This window comes from Aerococcaceae bacterium DSM 111021, from assembly GCA_020112395.1.
GTDB lineage: Bacteria > Bacillota > Bacilli > Lactobacillales > Aerococcaceae > Ruoffia.
The window spans coordinates 1,090,981-1,107,840 of sequence record JACCEK010000001.1 but is presented as its reverse complement, the minus strand read 5'-3'; the positions used below and the strand labels follow the sequence as shown (position 1 = coordinate 1,107,840).

The 16,860-nt window shown below is 36.9% G+C and carries 15 protein-coding genes; 13 read left to right on the top strand and 2 right to left on the bottom strand.

Annotated elements, in window-relative coordinates:
• Position 1 precedes the first annotated feature (1 nt).
• The 8 genes from HYQ40_05090 to HYQ40_05055 all read left to right on the top strand — a co-directional run bounded on the left by HYQ40_05090 (position 2) and on the right by HYQ40_05055 (position 8,079).
• Positions 2 to 958 (top strand): ABC transporter substrate-binding protein, encoded by a 957-nt coding sequence (locus HYQ40_05090; protein ID MBZ6527145.1) that lies wholly within the window; start codon positions 2 to 4, stop codon positions 956 to 958.
• 12 nt (positions 959 to 970) lie between these two features.
• Positions 971 to 1,921 (top strand): ABC transporter substrate-binding protein, encoded by a 951-nt coding sequence (locus tag HYQ40_05085; GenBank protein ID MBZ6527144.1) that lies wholly within the window; start codon positions 971 to 973, stop codon positions 1,919 to 1,921.
• A 70-nt stretch (positions 1,922 to 1,991) separates the two neighbouring features.
• On the top strand, positions 1,992 to 2,909 hold the full coding sequence (locus HYQ40_05080) for an ABC transporter permease (GenBank protein ID MBZ6527143.1): 918 nt from the start codon (positions 1,992 to 1,994) through the stop codon (positions 2,907 to 2,909).
• A complete protein-coding gene (locus HYQ40_05075; protein ID MBZ6527142.1) occupies positions 2,909 to 3,721 on the top strand; it encodes an ATP-binding cassette domain-containing protein in 813 nt (270 codons plus the stop codon). Before HYQ40_05080 ends, HYQ40_05075 begins: the two co-directional genes overlap by 1 nt.
• 400 nt (positions 3,722 to 4,121) lie before the next feature.
• The gene (locus HYQ40_05070) at positions 4,122 to 5,402 is read left to right on the top strand and encodes a uracil permease (protein ID MBZ6527141.1); all 1,281 of its coding nucleotides are present in this window, start codon (positions 4,122 to 4,124) and stop codon (positions 5,400 to 5,402) included.
• Positions 5,403 to 5,608: 206 nt separating this feature from the next.
• Complete coding sequence (locus HYQ40_05065) at positions 5,609 to 6,289, top strand: zinc metallopeptidase (GenBank protein MBZ6527140.1); 681 nt, start codon at positions 5,609 to 5,611, stop codon at positions 6,287 to 6,289.
• 27 nt (positions 6,290 to 6,316) lie between these two features.
• Entirely contained in the window at positions 6,317 to 7,525 is a 1,209-nt protein-coding gene (locus HYQ40_05060) for a 50S ribosome-binding GTPase (GenBank protein ID MBZ6527139.1), read from the top strand.
• Between the two features lie 146 nt (positions 7,526 to 7,671).
• Positions 7,672 to 8,079, top strand: coding sequence for a YbaN family protein (locus HYQ40_05055; protein ID MBZ6527138.1), 408 nt, complete (start codon positions 7,672 to 7,674; stop codon positions 8,077 to 8,079).
• A 19-nt stretch (positions 8,080 to 8,098) separates the two neighbouring features.
• On the opposite strand, the gene HYQ40_05050 is transcribed toward HYQ40_05055, so the two are convergent.
• Together HYQ40_05050 and HYQ40_05045 are read right to left on the bottom strand one after the other, a co-directional pair.
• Positions 8,099 to 8,860: a hypothetical protein gene (locus HYQ40_05050; protein ID MBZ6527137.1), complete on the bottom strand. Its 762-nt coding sequence runs from the start codon at positions 8,858 to 8,860 to the stop codon at positions 8,099 to 8,101.
• Positions 8,844 to 9,782, bottom strand: a complete 939-nt coding sequence (locus HYQ40_05045; GenBank protein MBZ6527136.1) for an ABC transporter ATP-binding protein — start codon at positions 9,780 to 9,782, stop codon at positions 8,844 to 8,846. Before HYQ40_05045 ends, HYQ40_05050 begins: the two co-directional genes overlap by 17 nt.
• 317 nt (positions 9,783 to 10,099) lie before the next feature.
• On the opposite strand from HYQ40_05045, the gene HYQ40_05040 reads away from it, so the two are divergent.
• The 5 genes from HYQ40_05040 (at position 10,100) to HYQ40_05020 (ending at position 16,852) form a co-directional block, all read left to right on the top strand.
• Positions 10,100 to 11,053, top strand: a complete 954-nt coding sequence (locus tag HYQ40_05040; protein MBZ6527135.1) for a zinc ABC transporter substrate-binding protein — start codon at positions 10,100 to 10,102, stop codon at positions 11,051 to 11,053.
• Between the two features lie 28 nt (positions 11,054 to 11,081).
• Complete coding sequence (locus tag HYQ40_05035; protein ID MBZ6527134.1) at positions 11,082 to 11,774, top strand: metal ABC transporter ATP-binding protein; 693 nt, start codon at positions 11,082 to 11,084, stop codon at positions 11,772 to 11,774.
• Complete coding sequence (locus HYQ40_05030; protein ID MBZ6527133.1) at positions 11,735 to 12,568, top strand: metal ABC transporter permease; 834 nt, start codon at positions 11,735 to 11,737, stop codon at positions 12,566 to 12,568. The genes HYQ40_05035 and HYQ40_05030 overlap by 40 nt, the downstream gene beginning before the upstream one ends.
• 499 nt (positions 12,569 to 13,067) lie before the next feature.
• On the top strand, positions 13,068 to 14,771 hold the full coding sequence (locus HYQ40_05025) for a PTS mannitol transporter subunit IICBA (GenBank protein MBZ6527132.1): 1,704 nt from the start codon (positions 13,068 to 13,070) through the stop codon (positions 14,769 to 14,771).
• A gap of 26 nt (positions 14,772 to 14,797) precedes the next feature.
• A complete protein-coding gene (locus HYQ40_05020) occupies positions 14,798 to 16,852 on the top strand; it encodes a BglG family transcription antiterminator (protein MBZ6527131.1) in 2,055 nt (684 codons plus the stop codon).
• The last annotated feature ends 8 nt before the right edge of the window (positions 16,853 to 16,860 follow it).

Sequence of the window (16,860 nt, the reverse complement as noted above, 5' to 3'; positions counted from 1 at the left end):
TATGAACAGTCGATTTAAATTATTAAATGTTATTACTACCGTAGTATTAATTTTACTTCCAATGTTAGCAGGTAGCCAAGTTGCTCAAGCACAAGAAGAACCAATTAAAATTGGTGTCGTTCAATATGTAGAACACGAAGCATTAGATGCTGTTCTTAAAGGATTCCAAGAAACATTAGATAACTCAGATTACGCTGGTCGCATTGAATGGGATATCAACAATGCCAGTGGAGATCAAGCGAGTCTTCAATCATTAAGTGAGAAAGTAGCACGAGACAATGATATTTTATTCGCTATTGCAACGCCAGCTGCTCAAACATTAGCCTCTGTAGAACAAGAGAAGCCAATCTTTATCGCAGCAGTGACAGATCCTGTTGAAGCAGGATTAGCAGAATCACTTGTAGCTCCAGGTGGCAATATCACCGGAACAAGTGATATGGCACCGATTGAAGAACAAGTCGACTTATTAGTACGTAATTTTCCAGATGTCGAAACAGTTGGATTAATCTACAACTCAAGTGAAGTAAACTCACAAGTCCAAGCGGCAGTAGCGGTTGAATTACTTGAAGCACAAGGATTAAAGACTGAAGTACAAACAGTTATTAGTACAAATGATATTGCTCAAGTTATGAATTCGGTTGTAGGAAATGTCGATGCAATGTTCATGGTGACGGATAATACAATTGATAGTGCGATTTCATTAGTTGGTGACATTGCGAAAGATGCAGGGATTCCAACGATTGGATCTTCTGATTCGGTTGTTCGAACGAATGGATTAGCAACTCTATCAAACTCTTATGAAGATTATGGTATTCAAACAGCTGAAATGGTTATTCGTATGTTAGATGAAGACTTAAACCCTGGTGAAATGGAAATTGAATTAGGAAAAGACTTCCAAATCGTTGTAAACGAAGATTTCGCTGAAGCTATTGGTGTCGATCCGTCAAAAATTGAATAGGAGCCTATACAAATGAAAAAAATCATTCAAGTAGTGTCAATTATCGCTTTAGCGCTCGTATCTATTATGCCTTTAACTCAACCAGTTAAAGCACAAGACGAACCAATCAAAATCGGAATCTTGCAACATGTGAGTCATGTTGCTTTAGATGATACACGAGATGGATTTGTTGATCACATCGATGAAGTTTTTGAAGGGAATGTCGAATGGGATTTACAAAACGCTAATGGCGATATGTCAACCTTACAGTCTCTATCTGAGAAAGTAGCGCGAGATAATGATATTATCTTTGCGATTGCAACACCAGCTGCTCAAGCTTTAGCATCAGTTGAACAAGAGAAACCAATCTTTTTTGCAGCAGTAGCAGCACCTGTTGAAGCAAAATTAGTTGATTCAATGGAAGAGCCAGGACGTAATTTAACTGGGACAACTAACTTAGGACCGATTGCAGACCACGTTGATTTATTATTAGAAATTGTTCCAGAAGCAAAAAATATTGGAACAATCTATAATTCAAGTGAAGTGAATGCGCAACATCAAGTGGATATCGCAACAGAGGTTATCGAAGAGAAAGGCTTGAATCATGTCGTACAATCAGTGGTAAGCACGAATGATATCTCACAAGTAATGAATGCATTAGTGAATGAGTCTGACGCAATCTTATTAGTAACAGATAACACGATTGATAGTTCAATCTCATTAGTTGGAGATATCGCTAAAGAAGCAAAATTAGCTTTGATTGGATCATCAGATTCAACGATTAATGCGAATGGGCTTGCAACGATATCTAATTCATATTACGATTACGGAGTTCAAACTGCTGATATGGTTAAACGCATGTTGGATGAAGATTTAACGCCAGCAAATATGCCGGTTGAAGTTGGGAACAATTTTGAATTAGTTGTAAATGAAGATTACGCGAATAAAGTTGAAATTGATGTAAGTTCAATTCAAATAGATTAGCGATCTTAATATTAGATATGTTAAAATATTAAAAGATTTTGAAATTTTATTAAAGGAGTATGTTTAATTTATGATTCTAGATGTTATTTCATCAAGTTTTAGCCAAGGAGTTGTATGGGCAGTCATGGCTATCGGGGTATACATTACCTTCAGACTACTTGATATTGCAGATTTATCAGCAGAAGGGGTGTTCCCATTAGGGGGCGCAATCGCTGCAATTTTAATTACGAATGAAGTGAATCCGTTTATCGCAACTGCTGCGGCTTTTGCAGGTGGTTCACTCGGTGGGTTACTAGCTGGTTGGATTCATACAAAGCTTCGTATTCCACCATTATTAACGGGTATCTTGTTACAGACTGGTCTGTATTCAATTAACTTACACGTTATGGGCGGACGTTCTAACTTAGCTTTACTTGGGCAAGAAACGATTTATACACCGATTGCAGATATGTTTGGTTTAAGTAAAAATATGTCTGTAACAGTTTTAGCCCTAATTATTCTTGCTATCATCATCGTTCTTTTAGTTTTATTCCTACATACAGAAATGGGATTATCACTTCGAGCAACGGGTGATAACCCTCGAATGAGTGAAGCTAACGGAATTAATACAAATCGTATGAAGACATTAGGTTACATTATCGGTAACGGTCTTATCGCCTTAAGTGGAGCGATGGTTGCACAAAAAGACGGTTTCGCAGATATTAGTATGGGTATCGGTACAATCGTTATCGGTCTTGCCTCTGTAATCGTTGCTGAGGTTGTTATTCCAAATCAATCAATTGGTTTCCGTTTAACGTCAATCGTTGCAGGTAGTTTCATTTATCGTCTAATTATTGACTTTATCTTAAACCAACCTTGGATTGATATTCGTCCAACTGACTTACGTTTATTCTCTGCGATTTTACTTGGATTTGTGTTATATTTCCCACAAATTCAGAAACATTTCGGTAGTCGGAAGAAACACGCAGTAAGTGGAGGTGCGAAATAATGACTGAGAGACAAATTAAATTAGAGTTATCAGGTATTCAAAAGTCATTCGAACGCGGAACGGTTAATGAGAACCATGTTCTTAAAGGAATCGACTTATCTCTTTATGACGGCGACTTTGTCACTGTAATCGGAGGTAATGGAGCTGGTAAATCAACATTACTAAACACAATTAACGGATCCCTGATTCCAGATGAAGGGTCTGTCAAGATTAACTCCGCAGATGTTACGCGTCTTCCAATGAATAAGCGCGCTGATTCGATTGGTTATGTATTCCAAGATACAAAAATGGGAACAGCTGCACGCCTAACAATTCAAGAGAATATGGCTCTTGCAAACCGCCGTGGTCTAAAACGTGGACTACGTAAAGGGGTTAAAGAAGCAGACCGTCAAGAGATGAAAGAACGTTTGAAATTTCTTGATCTAGGCTTAGAAGACCGTTTAACAACTGATGTTGCTTACTTATCAGGTGGACAACGTCAAGCTTTAACGCTTTTAATGGCTACTTTACGTAAGCCGCAAGTTTTATTACTTGATGAGCATACAGCGGCATTAGATCCTAAAACAAGTGAGATGGTTCTTCAATTAACTGATAAAATTGTCAACGAACAACAATTAACTGCATTAATGATTACCCATAATATGAATGATGCAGTCAAATATGGTAACCGCCTAATTATGCTCCATCAAGGTCGAATTATCCTTGATGTAAGCGGCGAAGAAAAGAAAAATTTAACGATTGATCGTTTAATGGAACTCTTCCGCCAAGAATCAGGTGAAACATTAGCATCCGATGCAATGTTGTTATCTTAAAAAACATATTCCATTATCGGCCAGTTATCAGTTAAAGATAACTGGCCGATTTTTGTGTTCATTGTGGTGAGTAATGTCTAAGTCACCGTATAAAGTGGTGACACGGTGACTTAGACATACAACCCCATTGTTATCCCATGACAGTGTCTATTAGCCAAGCAACACTCGAATTCTCTCGTCTAATAAATTTACTATTGCAATTTTTTCCGTGCATGGTAAAATTTGTACAGGTTAAAGGGACTTTTAAAGTAATCCCGAGAGGTTACTAAAGACTTCATTTTATAGAGGGTATTGCGTTGAGCGAGCCATCAATTTACATATGAACTTCTTTAAAGCCCTGTTTTTGCAAAGGGCTATTTATTTTGTCCAAAGTGAACCTAAACAAAAAGGAGCTGTTTATATGGAAAATTCAGGAAAAGAAAAAAGAATGTTGTTGGATGTACATGAGAAGCCATTTTTAATACCTGGTTTATTATTAAGTTTCCAACATGTGTTTGCAATGTTTGGTGCGACAATTTTGGTGCCTTTAGTATTAGGTTTGCCAGTGTCAACAGCGCTATTAGCCAGTGGGGTTGGAACACTGATCTATATGGTTGTGACTCAGTTTAAAGTACCAGTATATTTGGGTTCATCATTTGCTTATATTACAGCGATGTCATTTGCAATTGATCAAATGGGTGGAAGTATCGATGCTGCTCAAACAGGAATTATGTTAGTTGGACTTGTTTACGTTGTTGTTGCATTAATCATACATAAAGTGGGAAGCAACTGGATAAATAAATTATTCCCACCAATTGTTATTGGGCCAATGATTATTGTTATCGGATTGGGATTATCAGCGACAGCGGTTCAAAATGCTGGTTTTGTTGAAGGTGGGGACTGGCGCCAAATTCTAACGGCAGTTCTAACTTTTGCCGTAGCTGTATTTGTCACATTTAAAGGAAAAGGTTTTGCGAAAGTGATTCCATTCCTTATTGCAATTATTGTTGGTTATATTGTGGCTATTTTACTAGGGATTGTTGATTTAACACCGGTTCAAGAAGCAAGTTGGTTCTCACTACCTGATATTCGTTTACCATTTGGGAACAGTCCTGATCGATATAACTTCTACTTTGGTGCTGAAGCGTTAGCGATTATACCAATTGCGTTTGTAACGATTGCGGAGCATATGGGAGATGTGATGGTTCTTGGAGAAATTACAGGTCATGACTATATTAAAAAGCCTGGATTAGATAGAACTTTAGCAGGTGATGGAATTGCCTCTCTATTCTCAGCTTTGATTGGTGGACCAGCCAATACAACTTACGGGGAAAATACAGGAGTAATTGGTATGACAAAAGTTGCGAGTATATCAGTCATTCGTAATGCAGCAATTATCGCAATTATCATTAGCTTCTTAGGTAAATTTACTGCCTTAATTTCAACAATTCCTCAATCAGTTTTAGGAGGAATGTCAATCTTACTTTACGGAGTGATTGCAAGTAACGGATTGAAAGTATTAATTAGTAATAAAGCAGACTTCAACCAATCACGTAACTTAATAATCGCGAGTGCAATGCTTGTTATTGGTTTAGGTGGGGCAGTTCTAGAAGTGGGTTCAACTTTAGTTATTTCAGGAACAGCTTTAAGTGCAATTGTTGGGATTATCTTAAACTTAGTTTTACCAGCTGAAGATAAATAATCTCCGTCTTAAGGTGGATGTTTATCAAACATATTATGAGATAATAATCTTACGCTAATCTACAAGCCGGAACGTATTATGCGTTCCGGTTATTTTATTCATATTTGATTAATCTTGTTGCGATATAGTCAATACAAGCTGTCAGATGCGGGATTTAAAGGTAAATATGGTATAATTATGGTGATTTCAACTAAGGAGGAATACACATGTTTTATATGGATTGGACTTATATATTAGTCCTTATCGGAATGGGAATTGTAATGTTTGCACAGAATCGTGTACAATCGACATTTAATAAATATGATCAATTAGAAACAGAAAAGAGAATTACAGGTAAACAGGCAGCTGAACATATCCTACAATCAGCGGGTATCACAAATGTGAAAGTTGAGCAGGTTAAAGGTCGATTAACAGACCACTATGATCCAAGGAATAAAGTGTTACGTTTATCAGAAGCAACGTACAATCAGACTTCTGTGTCAGCAGTAGCTGTTGCAGCGCATGAGGTTGGGCATGCGATTCAGGATCAAAAAGACTATGCTTATCTAAAAGTAAGGAGTGCTATTGCGCCGGTTGTTCAAATCGGGTCTACAATTGCAATGCCTTTGATCTTTATTGGGTTGTTACTACAATTTACGGGATTAGTTAATATCGGAATTATCGCATTTGGTTTAGTATTAGTTTTCCAACTTGTGACATTACCGGTAGAGTTTGATGCAAGTAAACGTGCACTTGCAATCTTAGGTGATACAGGTGTCTTCGTAACTGAAGAAGTACCAGCAGCTAAGAAAGTATTAGATGCAGCCGCGTTTACATATATCGCAGCAACACTAAGTACGGCACTTCAATTAGTACGACTCATTCTAATCTCAAACCGTAGAAGATAAAGAATGACTTGAAAGGGATGATAGACAGTGAGCTTATGGAATAAAGTATTGCAACGTAAAGCAAATCGCGACGTAGCGAATAATTTAATTGAGAAAACTCAACAAGAAATGGACCGGATTCAACCGATTAATATTTTAGTCGCAGGTAAAACAGGTAGTGGAAAAAGTACTTTAATCAATGCTGTGTTTCGGGAAAAATTAGCTGAAACAGGCGTTGGAAAGCCAATAACTCAACATGTTGAGCGAATTACTAAAGAGGGTGTACCTTTAACTTTATTTGATACTAAAGGCCTAGAATTGAACCCTAATTCTCAACATGAAGTATTAACTTCACTATCTAATTTAATCAAATCACAAAAGTCAAAAGGAACGGATGAAGCGATTGATGTCGTCTATTACTGTATTAATAGTACGATGGCGCGAATTGAACCTTTTGAGATTGAATTAATCGAAGCGATGGCTGAACATGTGCCAGTGTTGTTAATCTTAACGCAAGCAATCGGTGAGAGAAATAGCGAGTTTGAATCTTACTTAAAAGAACAGAATATGCCCGTTGTTTCTATTATTCCAGTATTAGCTAAAACGTATATCATTCGTGGAGAGCAACGAATTCCAGCATTTGGTTTACAACAACTGATTGATACAACCTTAGAAGTTGTACCATCAGAGGTACATAAAGCTTTTATCAACGCCCAACAAATAGATTTAAACATTAAAGTGGAGCATGCTAGACGTTGGGCGAATAAATATATTGCCTCAGCCTTTGGAGTTGGTTTCTCGCCTATTCCAATTGCAGATGCAACCTTGCTTGTTCCAATGCAAGTAACGATGCTAGCCCACATTACGTCGATATTTGGCCTATCACTTGATAAAGCTCAAATTGTATCTATTATTGCTGGTATTGGTGGTACGGGTGGTGCAACGTATTTTGGTAAGATAATTGTGTCCTCAGCCTTTAAAATGATACCAGGAATAGGAACGGTCACAGGTGGTGTAATATCTGGGACAACGGCTGGGATGTTAACGATTGCTTTGGCCTACAGTTATATTGAAGTACTTCGTCAGATTTCAATCGCTGAAGTTGAAGGACGAGATATGAAGATTAACGAGATCCAACAAATAATGAATAAAAATTTATCAGAACAATTAGATACTGTTTTTGATAATATTCCAGACAAAATTAAAGAAAACTATTTACCGGAATGGCTTGGTTCATTCCTTAAACAGCAATCTTAGTGAAAAATCAACAATTAAATCCAATGCGTATTGGTTTAATTGTTGATTTTTTTTGCTTAAAATAAAATAAAGCTTTGAATTATTATTCAAGTAGCGTTACAATAAATATTACTTATAGGCGATTGGAATAGAGGAGATATAAATTGATTAAAAAATATACTTACATCGTATTAGGATTTGTTACTTTTACTATTGGTTTTATTGGAACCATCTTACCAATTCTACCTACAACACCTTTCTTGCTTTTAGCTGGTTTCTTCTTTACAAGAAGCTCTGAACGCTTCAATAACTGGCTACAACAAACTAAGATGTATCAATTTTATGTATCAGACTATGTCGAAACCAAGTCAATTCCACGTAAAAAGAAACGCAAAATGATTGTAAATATATATATTTTAATGGGAGCATCTATTTATTTCGCACCCATTATGTTTGTGAAAGTGTTATTAACTTTACTTATGTTTGGAATTACCTATGTACTATTCTTAGTTGTGCCCGACCGTCCAGAAAAATGCGGAAATTCCGAAAAAAATACGAATCACTGCCAAAGTTAATTTGGCGTGATTCGTATTTTTATTTTATCTCTCGACGGTTGAAGAAGAATATCCCAATTCCAATAAAAATAGCAAAATATAAAAGAGCTAACCAAGGGGTCAAATTGATATTATTAATCATTAATGGATTGTCTGGATTCAATTGTGTAAAGACATAAGGCTCAATTTTTGCAACAAAATCAAAGCGAAACGCTAAGAGTTGTAATATTAAAGGAATTGCAATGATACCTAAAATTGTTATGTTCATTAACGCGTTACTTGTAGAAAAGAAATAAATGATTTGGAAGAGTGCCAAATACATCAACCAAATTGGAATATAGCTGAGTATGCTTTCTTTGACAATGATCTCAAAATAAATAGAAATATCGCCATTAAAAATAATCGCACCAGCCACAGCAAAGCCCAGAATTGCAACAAACAAGAAACAAGTTGCTAGAACCAAACTACTTAAATATTTAATGATGTAAATTTTATAACGTGAATGTCCTGTACTAACCGTATTAATTAATGTCCGGTTTCGAGTTTCATCGTGGTAAGCGGTATTACCCAAGCCGATTAATAAGAAAATCGCCGTGCTAGTCATTAACGGTATAAATGCAAAATAAATCAACGGCTCAGCTGGAAGAGTCTGAAGTACTGGTCGAGTACCTTCATCTAACCATGTCCCTAAATAATAAAGTAAAGGAATTGCTGTACCGAGTAATAAACCAACCAACAACCAAATTTTAGGTGCTAGACGCGTTGAGAGTTGATACAATTCAGCTTTAAATAGTCTCATCATTAGAATCACTCTCCTCGGTTAAGTTAATAAACATCTCTTCTAAATTGTGTGATTTACGTGCTAAGTGTGATAGTTTGATGTTATTTTTCACTAACATATCTGCGATGTCACTCGCTACAATATCAGCATCAAATAATTTAATCATCCCGTCAGAAGTTATTTCATAATTAGATGTATTCAAGTTTTTTTCAATAAGCTGACTTGCAAATTGGTTGTCGTCTACGCGCAATTCATAGTAGCTCTGAAGACGTTCTTGCAACTCATCTTTAGTAAATTCATCGATTTTTTGGCCATGATTGACAATCACAAAGCGGGTTGCTAAGTTCTCTAATTCAGAAAGAATATGAGACGATACAAGAATCGTTAAATTTGTTTCCTCCGCCAGTTTTTGAAGTAATTTTCTGACTTGGATGATACCACTTGGATCTAAGCCATTCGTAGGCTCATCAAAGATAAGAAGTTCTGGTTCATGGATTAAAGCTAAGGCAATCGCTAGACGCTGCTTCATCCCTAGAGAGAAACTTTTAAACTTCTTATTCCCGACATCCGCCAAACCAACAAGTTTTAATAATTCATCGATACGGCTTTTGTTCTTAACTCCACGTTGTATACGGTAGAATTCTAAGTTTTGTTTGGCTGACATCTCAGGGAAGAAAGCCGGGTCTTCAATAATCGTACCTAAATACTTCCGATTTTCTTTTAAGGCTGTGACATCTAATGAACCAAATAATTGAAGTTCACCATGATAGTTGGGTGTCATTCCTGTTATAATTCGAAATAAGGTCGTTTTCCCTGCACCGTTAGGCCCAGCTACGCCGACAATTTCACCTTTTTTTACTTGCAAGCTAAAGCGGTCTAAAGCCTTTTGCTTACCGTATTGTTTAGATACTTTGTTGACTTCTAATACTATTGAATCTTTCATAAATAATCCTCTCATTTATATTACTAAGATACGCTTTTCTCACTTTAAATATACTAGAGTCGAATGGAATTTCCATGGGACTCTAGGTGTATATTGTAAAAATATAGAATAAAACGTTATTTTCAACATGCGCTCACTTGAATCTTCTATATATAATAACACCGTCAGATATTAAATACGAAGATTAGGTCATAAAATTTTATGTTTCTTCATATGATTAAATTGTCATGTTTAATCATCTTGACTTTCATAAAATTCGGGAGTAACATAGTAAAAGTCTAAATTGTAATAATTACGTTTAAGAGAGGTATGGATTTATGAAATATTTTAAGACATTAGTATTAACTTTGATTACAGTAGCGATGGTTATTCCTGGAGCAGGCATACATGCACAAGACAAAAAAACAGTCATGACAACATTTTACCCTGTCTATTACTTAGCCCAAAGAATTGGTGAGGACGTAGTTAATGTTGAGATGCTTTTAGAAGGTGGCCAAGATGCACATTCTTATGAATCCACAGCTAAAGATGCTGTTGCCGTGCAAGAAGCCGACTTGTTTATCTATCAAGATGATGAGATGGAATTTTTTGTAAGTGATTTGTTAAGTATTGTAGACCAAGAAGGAACTCAAGTAATTCAATCAACAGAAGGTATAGAGTTATTATCTGGTGATCACAATCATGATCACGAAGAGGAAGAGCCTAATCATGAAGAAGACCACGATCATGACCACGATCATGAAGAAGGTCATTCACACGATTATGATCCGCATACTTGGTTGGATCCAAAGTTTTACTCGCTACAAGCAGAGAATGTTAGGGATGCATTGATTGAATTAGACCCAAGCAATGAGTCAATCTATCAAGAAAACGCACAACAATTAATTGAAGAGTTAATTACCTTAGATGAAGAATTTAATGTTGGATTATCTGAGTTAGAGGATCGAACGATTGTTGTCCAACATGAAGCGTTTGGATACTTAGCCCATGCCTATGATTTGGAACAATTGGCTATCACAGGATTAGCGAATAACGCAGAGCCAAGTGCTAAAGTACTTGCTGAAATGACGGATTTTGTAAAAGAAAATAATGTCCAAGTCATCTACGTAGATCCAACGACGTCAACGAATATCTCAGAAACCGTTAGCCATGCTACCGGTGTGCAAATGCGACCACTGCGAACATTAGAATTCATCTCAAACGAAGAACTTGAGCAAGGCGAAGATTATTTTAGTATAATGAGAGAGAATTTAGCTCAATTAACGAAATAATGTGAATTGGAAGAAAGGTGTAACAATTATGTCTTTATTAGAAGTGCATGACTTATCATTTTACTATGATGATGAGAAAGTGCTAAATAATATTAGCTTTGCCATTGAACCCGGTGAGTTTGTTATCTTAACTGGAGAAAATGGTGCAGCAAAATCAACTTTAATAAAAAATGTGCTAGGGCTTTTAAAACCAGCAACAGGAAGAGTTATTTATGCGAAATTAAACCAACATGGTGAGAAACTCTCTGTTGGGTATGTTCCGCAAAATGTGACGTCATTTAATGCAGGTTTTCCGAGTACTGTTCAAAAACTTGTTGAATCAGGACGCTATCCTAAAGGTCGTTGGTTCAAGAAATTAGATACAACGGATTATGAACATGTGGACAGAGCTTTGAAGTCAGTAGGGATGGATCACTTGAGAGACCGCAAGGTCGGAGAATTATCAGGGGGTCAAAAGCAACGGATTAACTTAGCACGTACGTTTGCTATGGACCCAGACTTTTTTGTCTTTGATGAACCAACGACGGGTATGGATGTGGCGTCGAGAAAATCATTCTATGAATTACTTCACCATACATCTAAAGCTCACGGAAAAGCAATTCTGATGGTAACTCACGCAGATAATGAGTTAGAAGGCTTATTTGACCGTGAGATTCGCCTTGTCAGAGAGGAGGGAACACCATGGAGTTGCTTCAGTATGACTTCATCCAACGTGCATTAATTGCCGGCGTTGCGATTTCATTTATAACACCCATTATTGGCTTATTATTAATTTTACGCAGACAGTCTTTATTGGCTGATACTTTATCTCATATTTCTTTAGCCGGTGTGGCTCTAGGAATGTTCCTTCAAACAGATCCAACACTTTCGACTTTATTATTTGTTATAGGTGCGTCTATTATTATAGAATATTTACGAACAATCTATAGTACATTCTCGGAAATATCTGTCGCAATCATGATGTCAGCGGGGATGGCCATCGCCTTAGTCTTGGTAAGTTTAAATTCGAACTCGGGTAATTTTCAAATAGATCAATATTTATTTGGTTCAATTCTATTAATATCACCTCGCGAAGTGACTATTTTAGTTATATTATCCATCGTAATTGTCTTACTTTATTTAATATTCAGACGGACATTGTATGTCATGAGTTATGATGAGGCGACTGCTTATACGAGTGGTTTACCAGTGCGATTTATTTCAATTGTCTTTTCAGTATTCACTGGGGTTGCAATTAGCATCATGATGCCAATCGTCGGAGCGTTACTCGTATCTGCTCTAGTTGTTATCCCATCTGCTACAGCAATTAAAATATCCAATAGCTTTGGAAAAACAATTGTTATTGGAATTATTATCAATCTAATCGGAATCTTTGCCGGAATCTTTGCTAGCTACGAGTACGACACACCTCCTGGTGCGTCGATTACATTAGCTTTTATCTTCATATTTACTATCGTATCATTAGCAACTTACTTTATGACATTACGCAAACGAAAACAATATAATCAAGATTAACACGATTAAACCAAACTCTTTGGAGTTTGGTTTTTTTATGGATGATTGTATCGTGCGAATAAATGACTCATTGGATTGTTGTGAATCTGACTGCGAAAAGCATGTATGAAGGGTACCAGTCATATGGAAAATGGTATGGTGACTAGGTTCCTCTACGGGTTATTGTGGGAATTATGACGACCTGTAATCTATCAATAAATCATCTTCCAAAGATTATCACCCCATCTGCATAAAGTAATTCGATCAACCTACCATTACTGAATTAAACATTCACAAACTATTTACATGCACCCTATAATACTTTCAGTGTTATTGCGGTGGCACTGTCACAAAGAAGTGTGCCAAACTTACTGATTGCCAACTATTGAAGCGTTACCAAAAACACTATATGATGATAATAGAATATAAATAAAAAAGAGGAGGCGTCGTTGTGGATAATACAAAAAATAATGTAGGACTGAAAGCAAAAGTCCAGAAACTAGGTAGTTACTTAAGTAGTATGGTTATGCCTAATATTGGGGCATTTATTGCGTGGGGGGTTCTTACTGCCCTATTCATTCCAGATGGGTATTTTCCAAATGAAGATTTTGCAGGCATTGTAGGGCCGATGTTAACTTACTTACTACCAATCTTAATTGGTTATACAGGTGGTAAGATGGTGCATGGTGAACGTGGAGCGGTTGTAGGTGCGATTGCAACGATTGGTGCAATTGTCGGATCAGATGTCACAATGTTTATTGGTGCAATGATGATGGGGCCACTTGGTGGTTGGCTAATCAAGAAATTCGATGAGAAATTCCAAGATAAGATTCCATCAGGATTCGAGATGTTAGTTAACAACTTCTCATCTGGGTTAATCGGATTTGCCTTAGCACTATTGGCATTCGTTATTGTAGGGCCAGTTGTCGCAAGCTTAACGTCAATTATTGGGGTTGGGGTTGAAACCTTAGTTGAAGCAGGCTTATTACCATTAGCAAATATACTAATTGAACCAGCGAAAGTATTATTCTTAAACAACGCGCTTAACCACGGTATCTTTACACCACTAGGTTCTGAGCAAGTAGCTGAAGCTGGTAAGTCAATTCTATACTTATTAGAAACAAACCCTGGGCCAGGACTTGGTGTATTACTAGCCTTCATGTTCTTTGGTAAAGGGTCAGCAAAAGGATCTGCACCTGGTGCAGCAATCATTCACTTCTTAGGTGGTATACATGAGATTTACTTCCCATACGTTATGATGAAACCTCTATTATTCTTAGCAGCGATTGCTGGTGGGATGACAGGTACATTCGTATTCTCTTTATTTGATGTAGGACTTACAGGTGCAGCGTCACCAGGTTCGATTGTTGCTATTACAGCAATGACAGCTCAAGGTAGTCACTTAGGTGTATATGCTGGTGTGTTAGCATCGACCATTGTGTCATTCTTAATTGCAGGGATTATTATTAAATCCGACCGCAAAGCCGGTGTAGATGATACATTTGATGAGCAAGTTGCAGCAACTCAAGCAGCAAAAGCTTCTTCAAAAGGCCTAACAACAGACGCTGAGGAATTATCAGATTCGGCACCATCTTTTGAAGATATTGATCAAATTATCTTTGCATGTGATGCCGGAATGGGATCGAGTGCAATGGGAGCATCATTACTTCGTAAGAAAGTGAAATCGCAAGGGATTGATATTAAAGTAACGAATTCAGCGATTAATAACTTAACAAACGATTCCAATACATTAGTCATTACTCAAGAAGAGTTAACGAATCGTGCGCGTAAACAATCACCATCATCGACTCATTTATCAGTTGAGAACTTCTTAGATGGAGACCGTTATGATGAGATTTTAAATGACATGTATAAAAAATCAGACGAGTCTGTGGCAACAAATGAGCCTGAAAAAGTGGCTCCGGCTCCAGTAGTAGCTGATTACAGTGCAGTGAAACAAGTTGTTGTCGCTTACGACGGTAAAGTTGGAGCGAGTACAATGGCAGCGTCACAATTACGTAATCACTTCACGAAAAAAGGAATCACAATTCCAGTTGAAGCGAAAGATATTACAGCATTAACGAATGATGCGTCAATACTTGTAATCGCAACACCGGAAGTTGGAGAGAAAGTTCGTCAGCAATATGCTAACGTCATGGTTGAGTCTTATGATAAACTATTAGATGAGAGTCATTACAACCAGTTAATTGAATATTTTAATTAAAAAACACTAACGTTAGGAGGGGTGAAATGTTCTTAACAGATCGAGAAAGACACATATTGTCAATTTTGCTGGATGCACCAAGCGGTGTAAAGGTAAGGGAATTGACGGACTTACTAGATGTAAGCCGTCGGACTGTGTATCGTGAATTATCGACTCTGGAAGAAACTTTAGCCCATTCTAACGTTTCTATTATTAATCAGAGGGGAATCGGTTATCAATTAGAAGGCGAACAAGACAATATTCATTCACTGAGGCTTCAAGTTGAAGACAAACATCCAAGCGAGATGTCGATTCAAGAACGTCAACGGGCTGTATCATTAAGACTTTTATTGAGCCAAGAGTTGACAATGGAAGCTTTGGCAGATGAATTAATGGTTAGTCAAAGCACGATTCAAAGTGACTTAGCCGATGTTGAAGAAGAACTTGAGCGATTTGATGTATACATTGACCGAATAAAGTTCCAAGGTATAACCGTTTTAGCGACCGAGCGCAAGCGTCGTGAGATAGCCAGTCGACTTATTTATGGAAGTGTTGAAGATTATGATTTTTTTAAATATCTAAACAGTTTAAAAGAAGACCGAGATAGTAAATTTAATGATTATTTTCTATCAATACTCTCACCAGACTCATTATATTATGCGAATGAGTCAATTAATCATGATTCAAGCCACCAATTTAGTAAGGTGACAGATAATCAATTACAACATGTGATTATCATGATTGCGATGACGATTGATCGGATTCAAGCGGGGCATTTAATCAACGAACCTATTCCAGCTAAAGCTATCTCCCAAGAGATTATCTATTTAGCGCATGAGATTTTAGGTTATATATCATCAAAAATCGCACTTGCGATTGATTTGGATGAACGACACTTTATTGCTTTGCAACTTGAGGGGTTGAATTATAAGACAAGTCAAAGTATCTTTTTTGAAACCTTTGACTCGCAGTTGACTTATCAAGTCAAAGAGCTCATAAGAGTTGTTACAGAGCACACTGGGAATGATTTCCGATATGATGATAGTTTATTTTATGATTTAGTTGCTCATATTCAGGCAACTTTAAAGCGCCCAGTTTTGCTGGATTACAAACTAGATACTCCCGTATTAAAACGTATCAATGAAGAATATCCAAACTTAGCCGTCGCTTTAGATATGGCTTGGGATGAAGTGTTCGATGGACATACGCTGACCAATGATGAAAAAGCTTATATTGTGATACACTTTGCGACAAGTCTTGAAAGACATCCGAGTATCCAGCGTGAAGTAAATGCGATTGTCGTTTCTTCAAGCGGTGTGGGGACTGGTAAGATTTTAGAAAGTCGGTTGAAACGCTACTTACCCGAAATTAATTCTGTGACAGTGATTCAATTATCTAGGTTACAACATGTTGAATTTTCTAATTATCAATTAATCTTATCAACAATTTATTTATCTGGGATGGAACGCGATTATCGTGTGATATCACCGCTTTTAACCGATAAAGAAATTGAAGGCATTCGAAAAGATATTCAAGCAATTAGTCGACAAAGTGAGTCTAAATATATGCAAGTTGCGGTCCAAACAGACGTGGAGTTCAACCAGTTGTATGATTATTTACAAGACGCCAAATTAATATTAGATCAAATCAGTGTGTTACATATTGAATCACAAGAAACGGTTGAATTAACATTAGAACTTATTATTAACTCACTTGATAAAAATATAATTTTAGATGCTAACCGTGTATGCCGCGAGGTGAATGAGCGCTATTTAAAAGCACCGATTGGGATTCCCAAGTCGAGTGTTGCGTTGTTCCATAGTTCGAATCAGTGGGTCAAGCAGCCTTATTTTAGTATTTATGAATTAGATCAGCCTTTCGCATTAATAGGGATGGATGGTCAAGAAATTCAATTGAAACGGATGCTATTAATGATTGCACCGGAGAAGATGAGCGCCTATCAACAACAATTATTAGGGCTGATCAGTTCATCTATTATTGAAAGTGATATCAATACAGTTATTTATGAACAGGGTACAGAAGAAGAGGTATACCAGTTAATCAGTTCACTTTTTGTTAGAGAAGTGCAACATTTACACTAAAGGAGAGA

Excerpts from the sequence above, each read along its gene's own strand:
- HYQ40_05045 (MBZ6527136.1), bottom strand. The coding sequence starts at position 9,782 with ATGAAAGATTCAATAGTATTAGAAGTCAACAAAGTATCTAAACAATAC.
- HYQ40_05025 (MBZ6527132.1), top strand. The coding sequence starts at position 13,068 with ATGGTTATGCCTAATATTGGGGCATTTATTGCGTGGGGGGTTCTTACT.
- HYQ40_05040 (MBZ6527135.1), top strand. The coding sequence starts at position 10,100 with ATGAAATATTTTAAGACATTAGTATTAACTTTGATTACAGTAGCGATG.
- HYQ40_05065 (MBZ6527140.1), top strand. The coding sequence starts at position 5,609 with ATGTTTTATATGGATTGGACTTATATATTAGTCCTTATCGGAATGGGA.
- HYQ40_05070 (MBZ6527141.1), top strand. The coding sequence starts at position 4,122 with ATGGAAAATTCAGGAAAAGAAAAAAGAATGTTGTTGGATGTACATGAG.
- HYQ40_05080 (MBZ6527143.1), top strand. The coding sequence starts at position 1,992 with ATGATTCTAGATGTTATTTCATCAAGTTTTAGCCAAGGAGTTGTATGG.
- HYQ40_05020 (MBZ6527131.1), top strand. The coding sequence starts at position 14,798 with ATGTTCTTAACAGATCGAGAAAGACACATATTGTCAATTTTGCTGGAT.
- HYQ40_05030 (MBZ6527133.1), top strand. The coding sequence starts at position 11,735 with ATGGAGTTGCTTCAGTATGACTTCATCCAACGTGCATTAATTGCCGGC.
- HYQ40_05035 (MBZ6527134.1), top strand. The coding sequence starts at position 11,082 with ATGTCTTTATTAGAAGTGCATGACTTATCATTTTACTATGATGATGAG.
- HYQ40_05075 (MBZ6527142.1), top strand. The coding sequence starts at position 2,909 with ATGACTGAGAGACAAATTAAATTAGAGTTATCAGGTATTCAAAAGTCA.
- HYQ40_05085 (MBZ6527144.1), top strand. The coding sequence starts at position 971 with ATGAAAAAAATCATTCAAGTAGTGTCAATTATCGCTTTAGCGCTCGTA.
- HYQ40_05090 (MBZ6527145.1), top strand. The coding sequence starts at position 2 with ATGAACAGTCGATTTAAATTATTAAATGTTATTACTACCGTAGTATTA.
- HYQ40_05050 (MBZ6527137.1), bottom strand. The coding sequence starts at position 8,860 with ATGATGAGACTATTTAAAGCTGAATTGTATCAACTCTCAACGCGTCTA.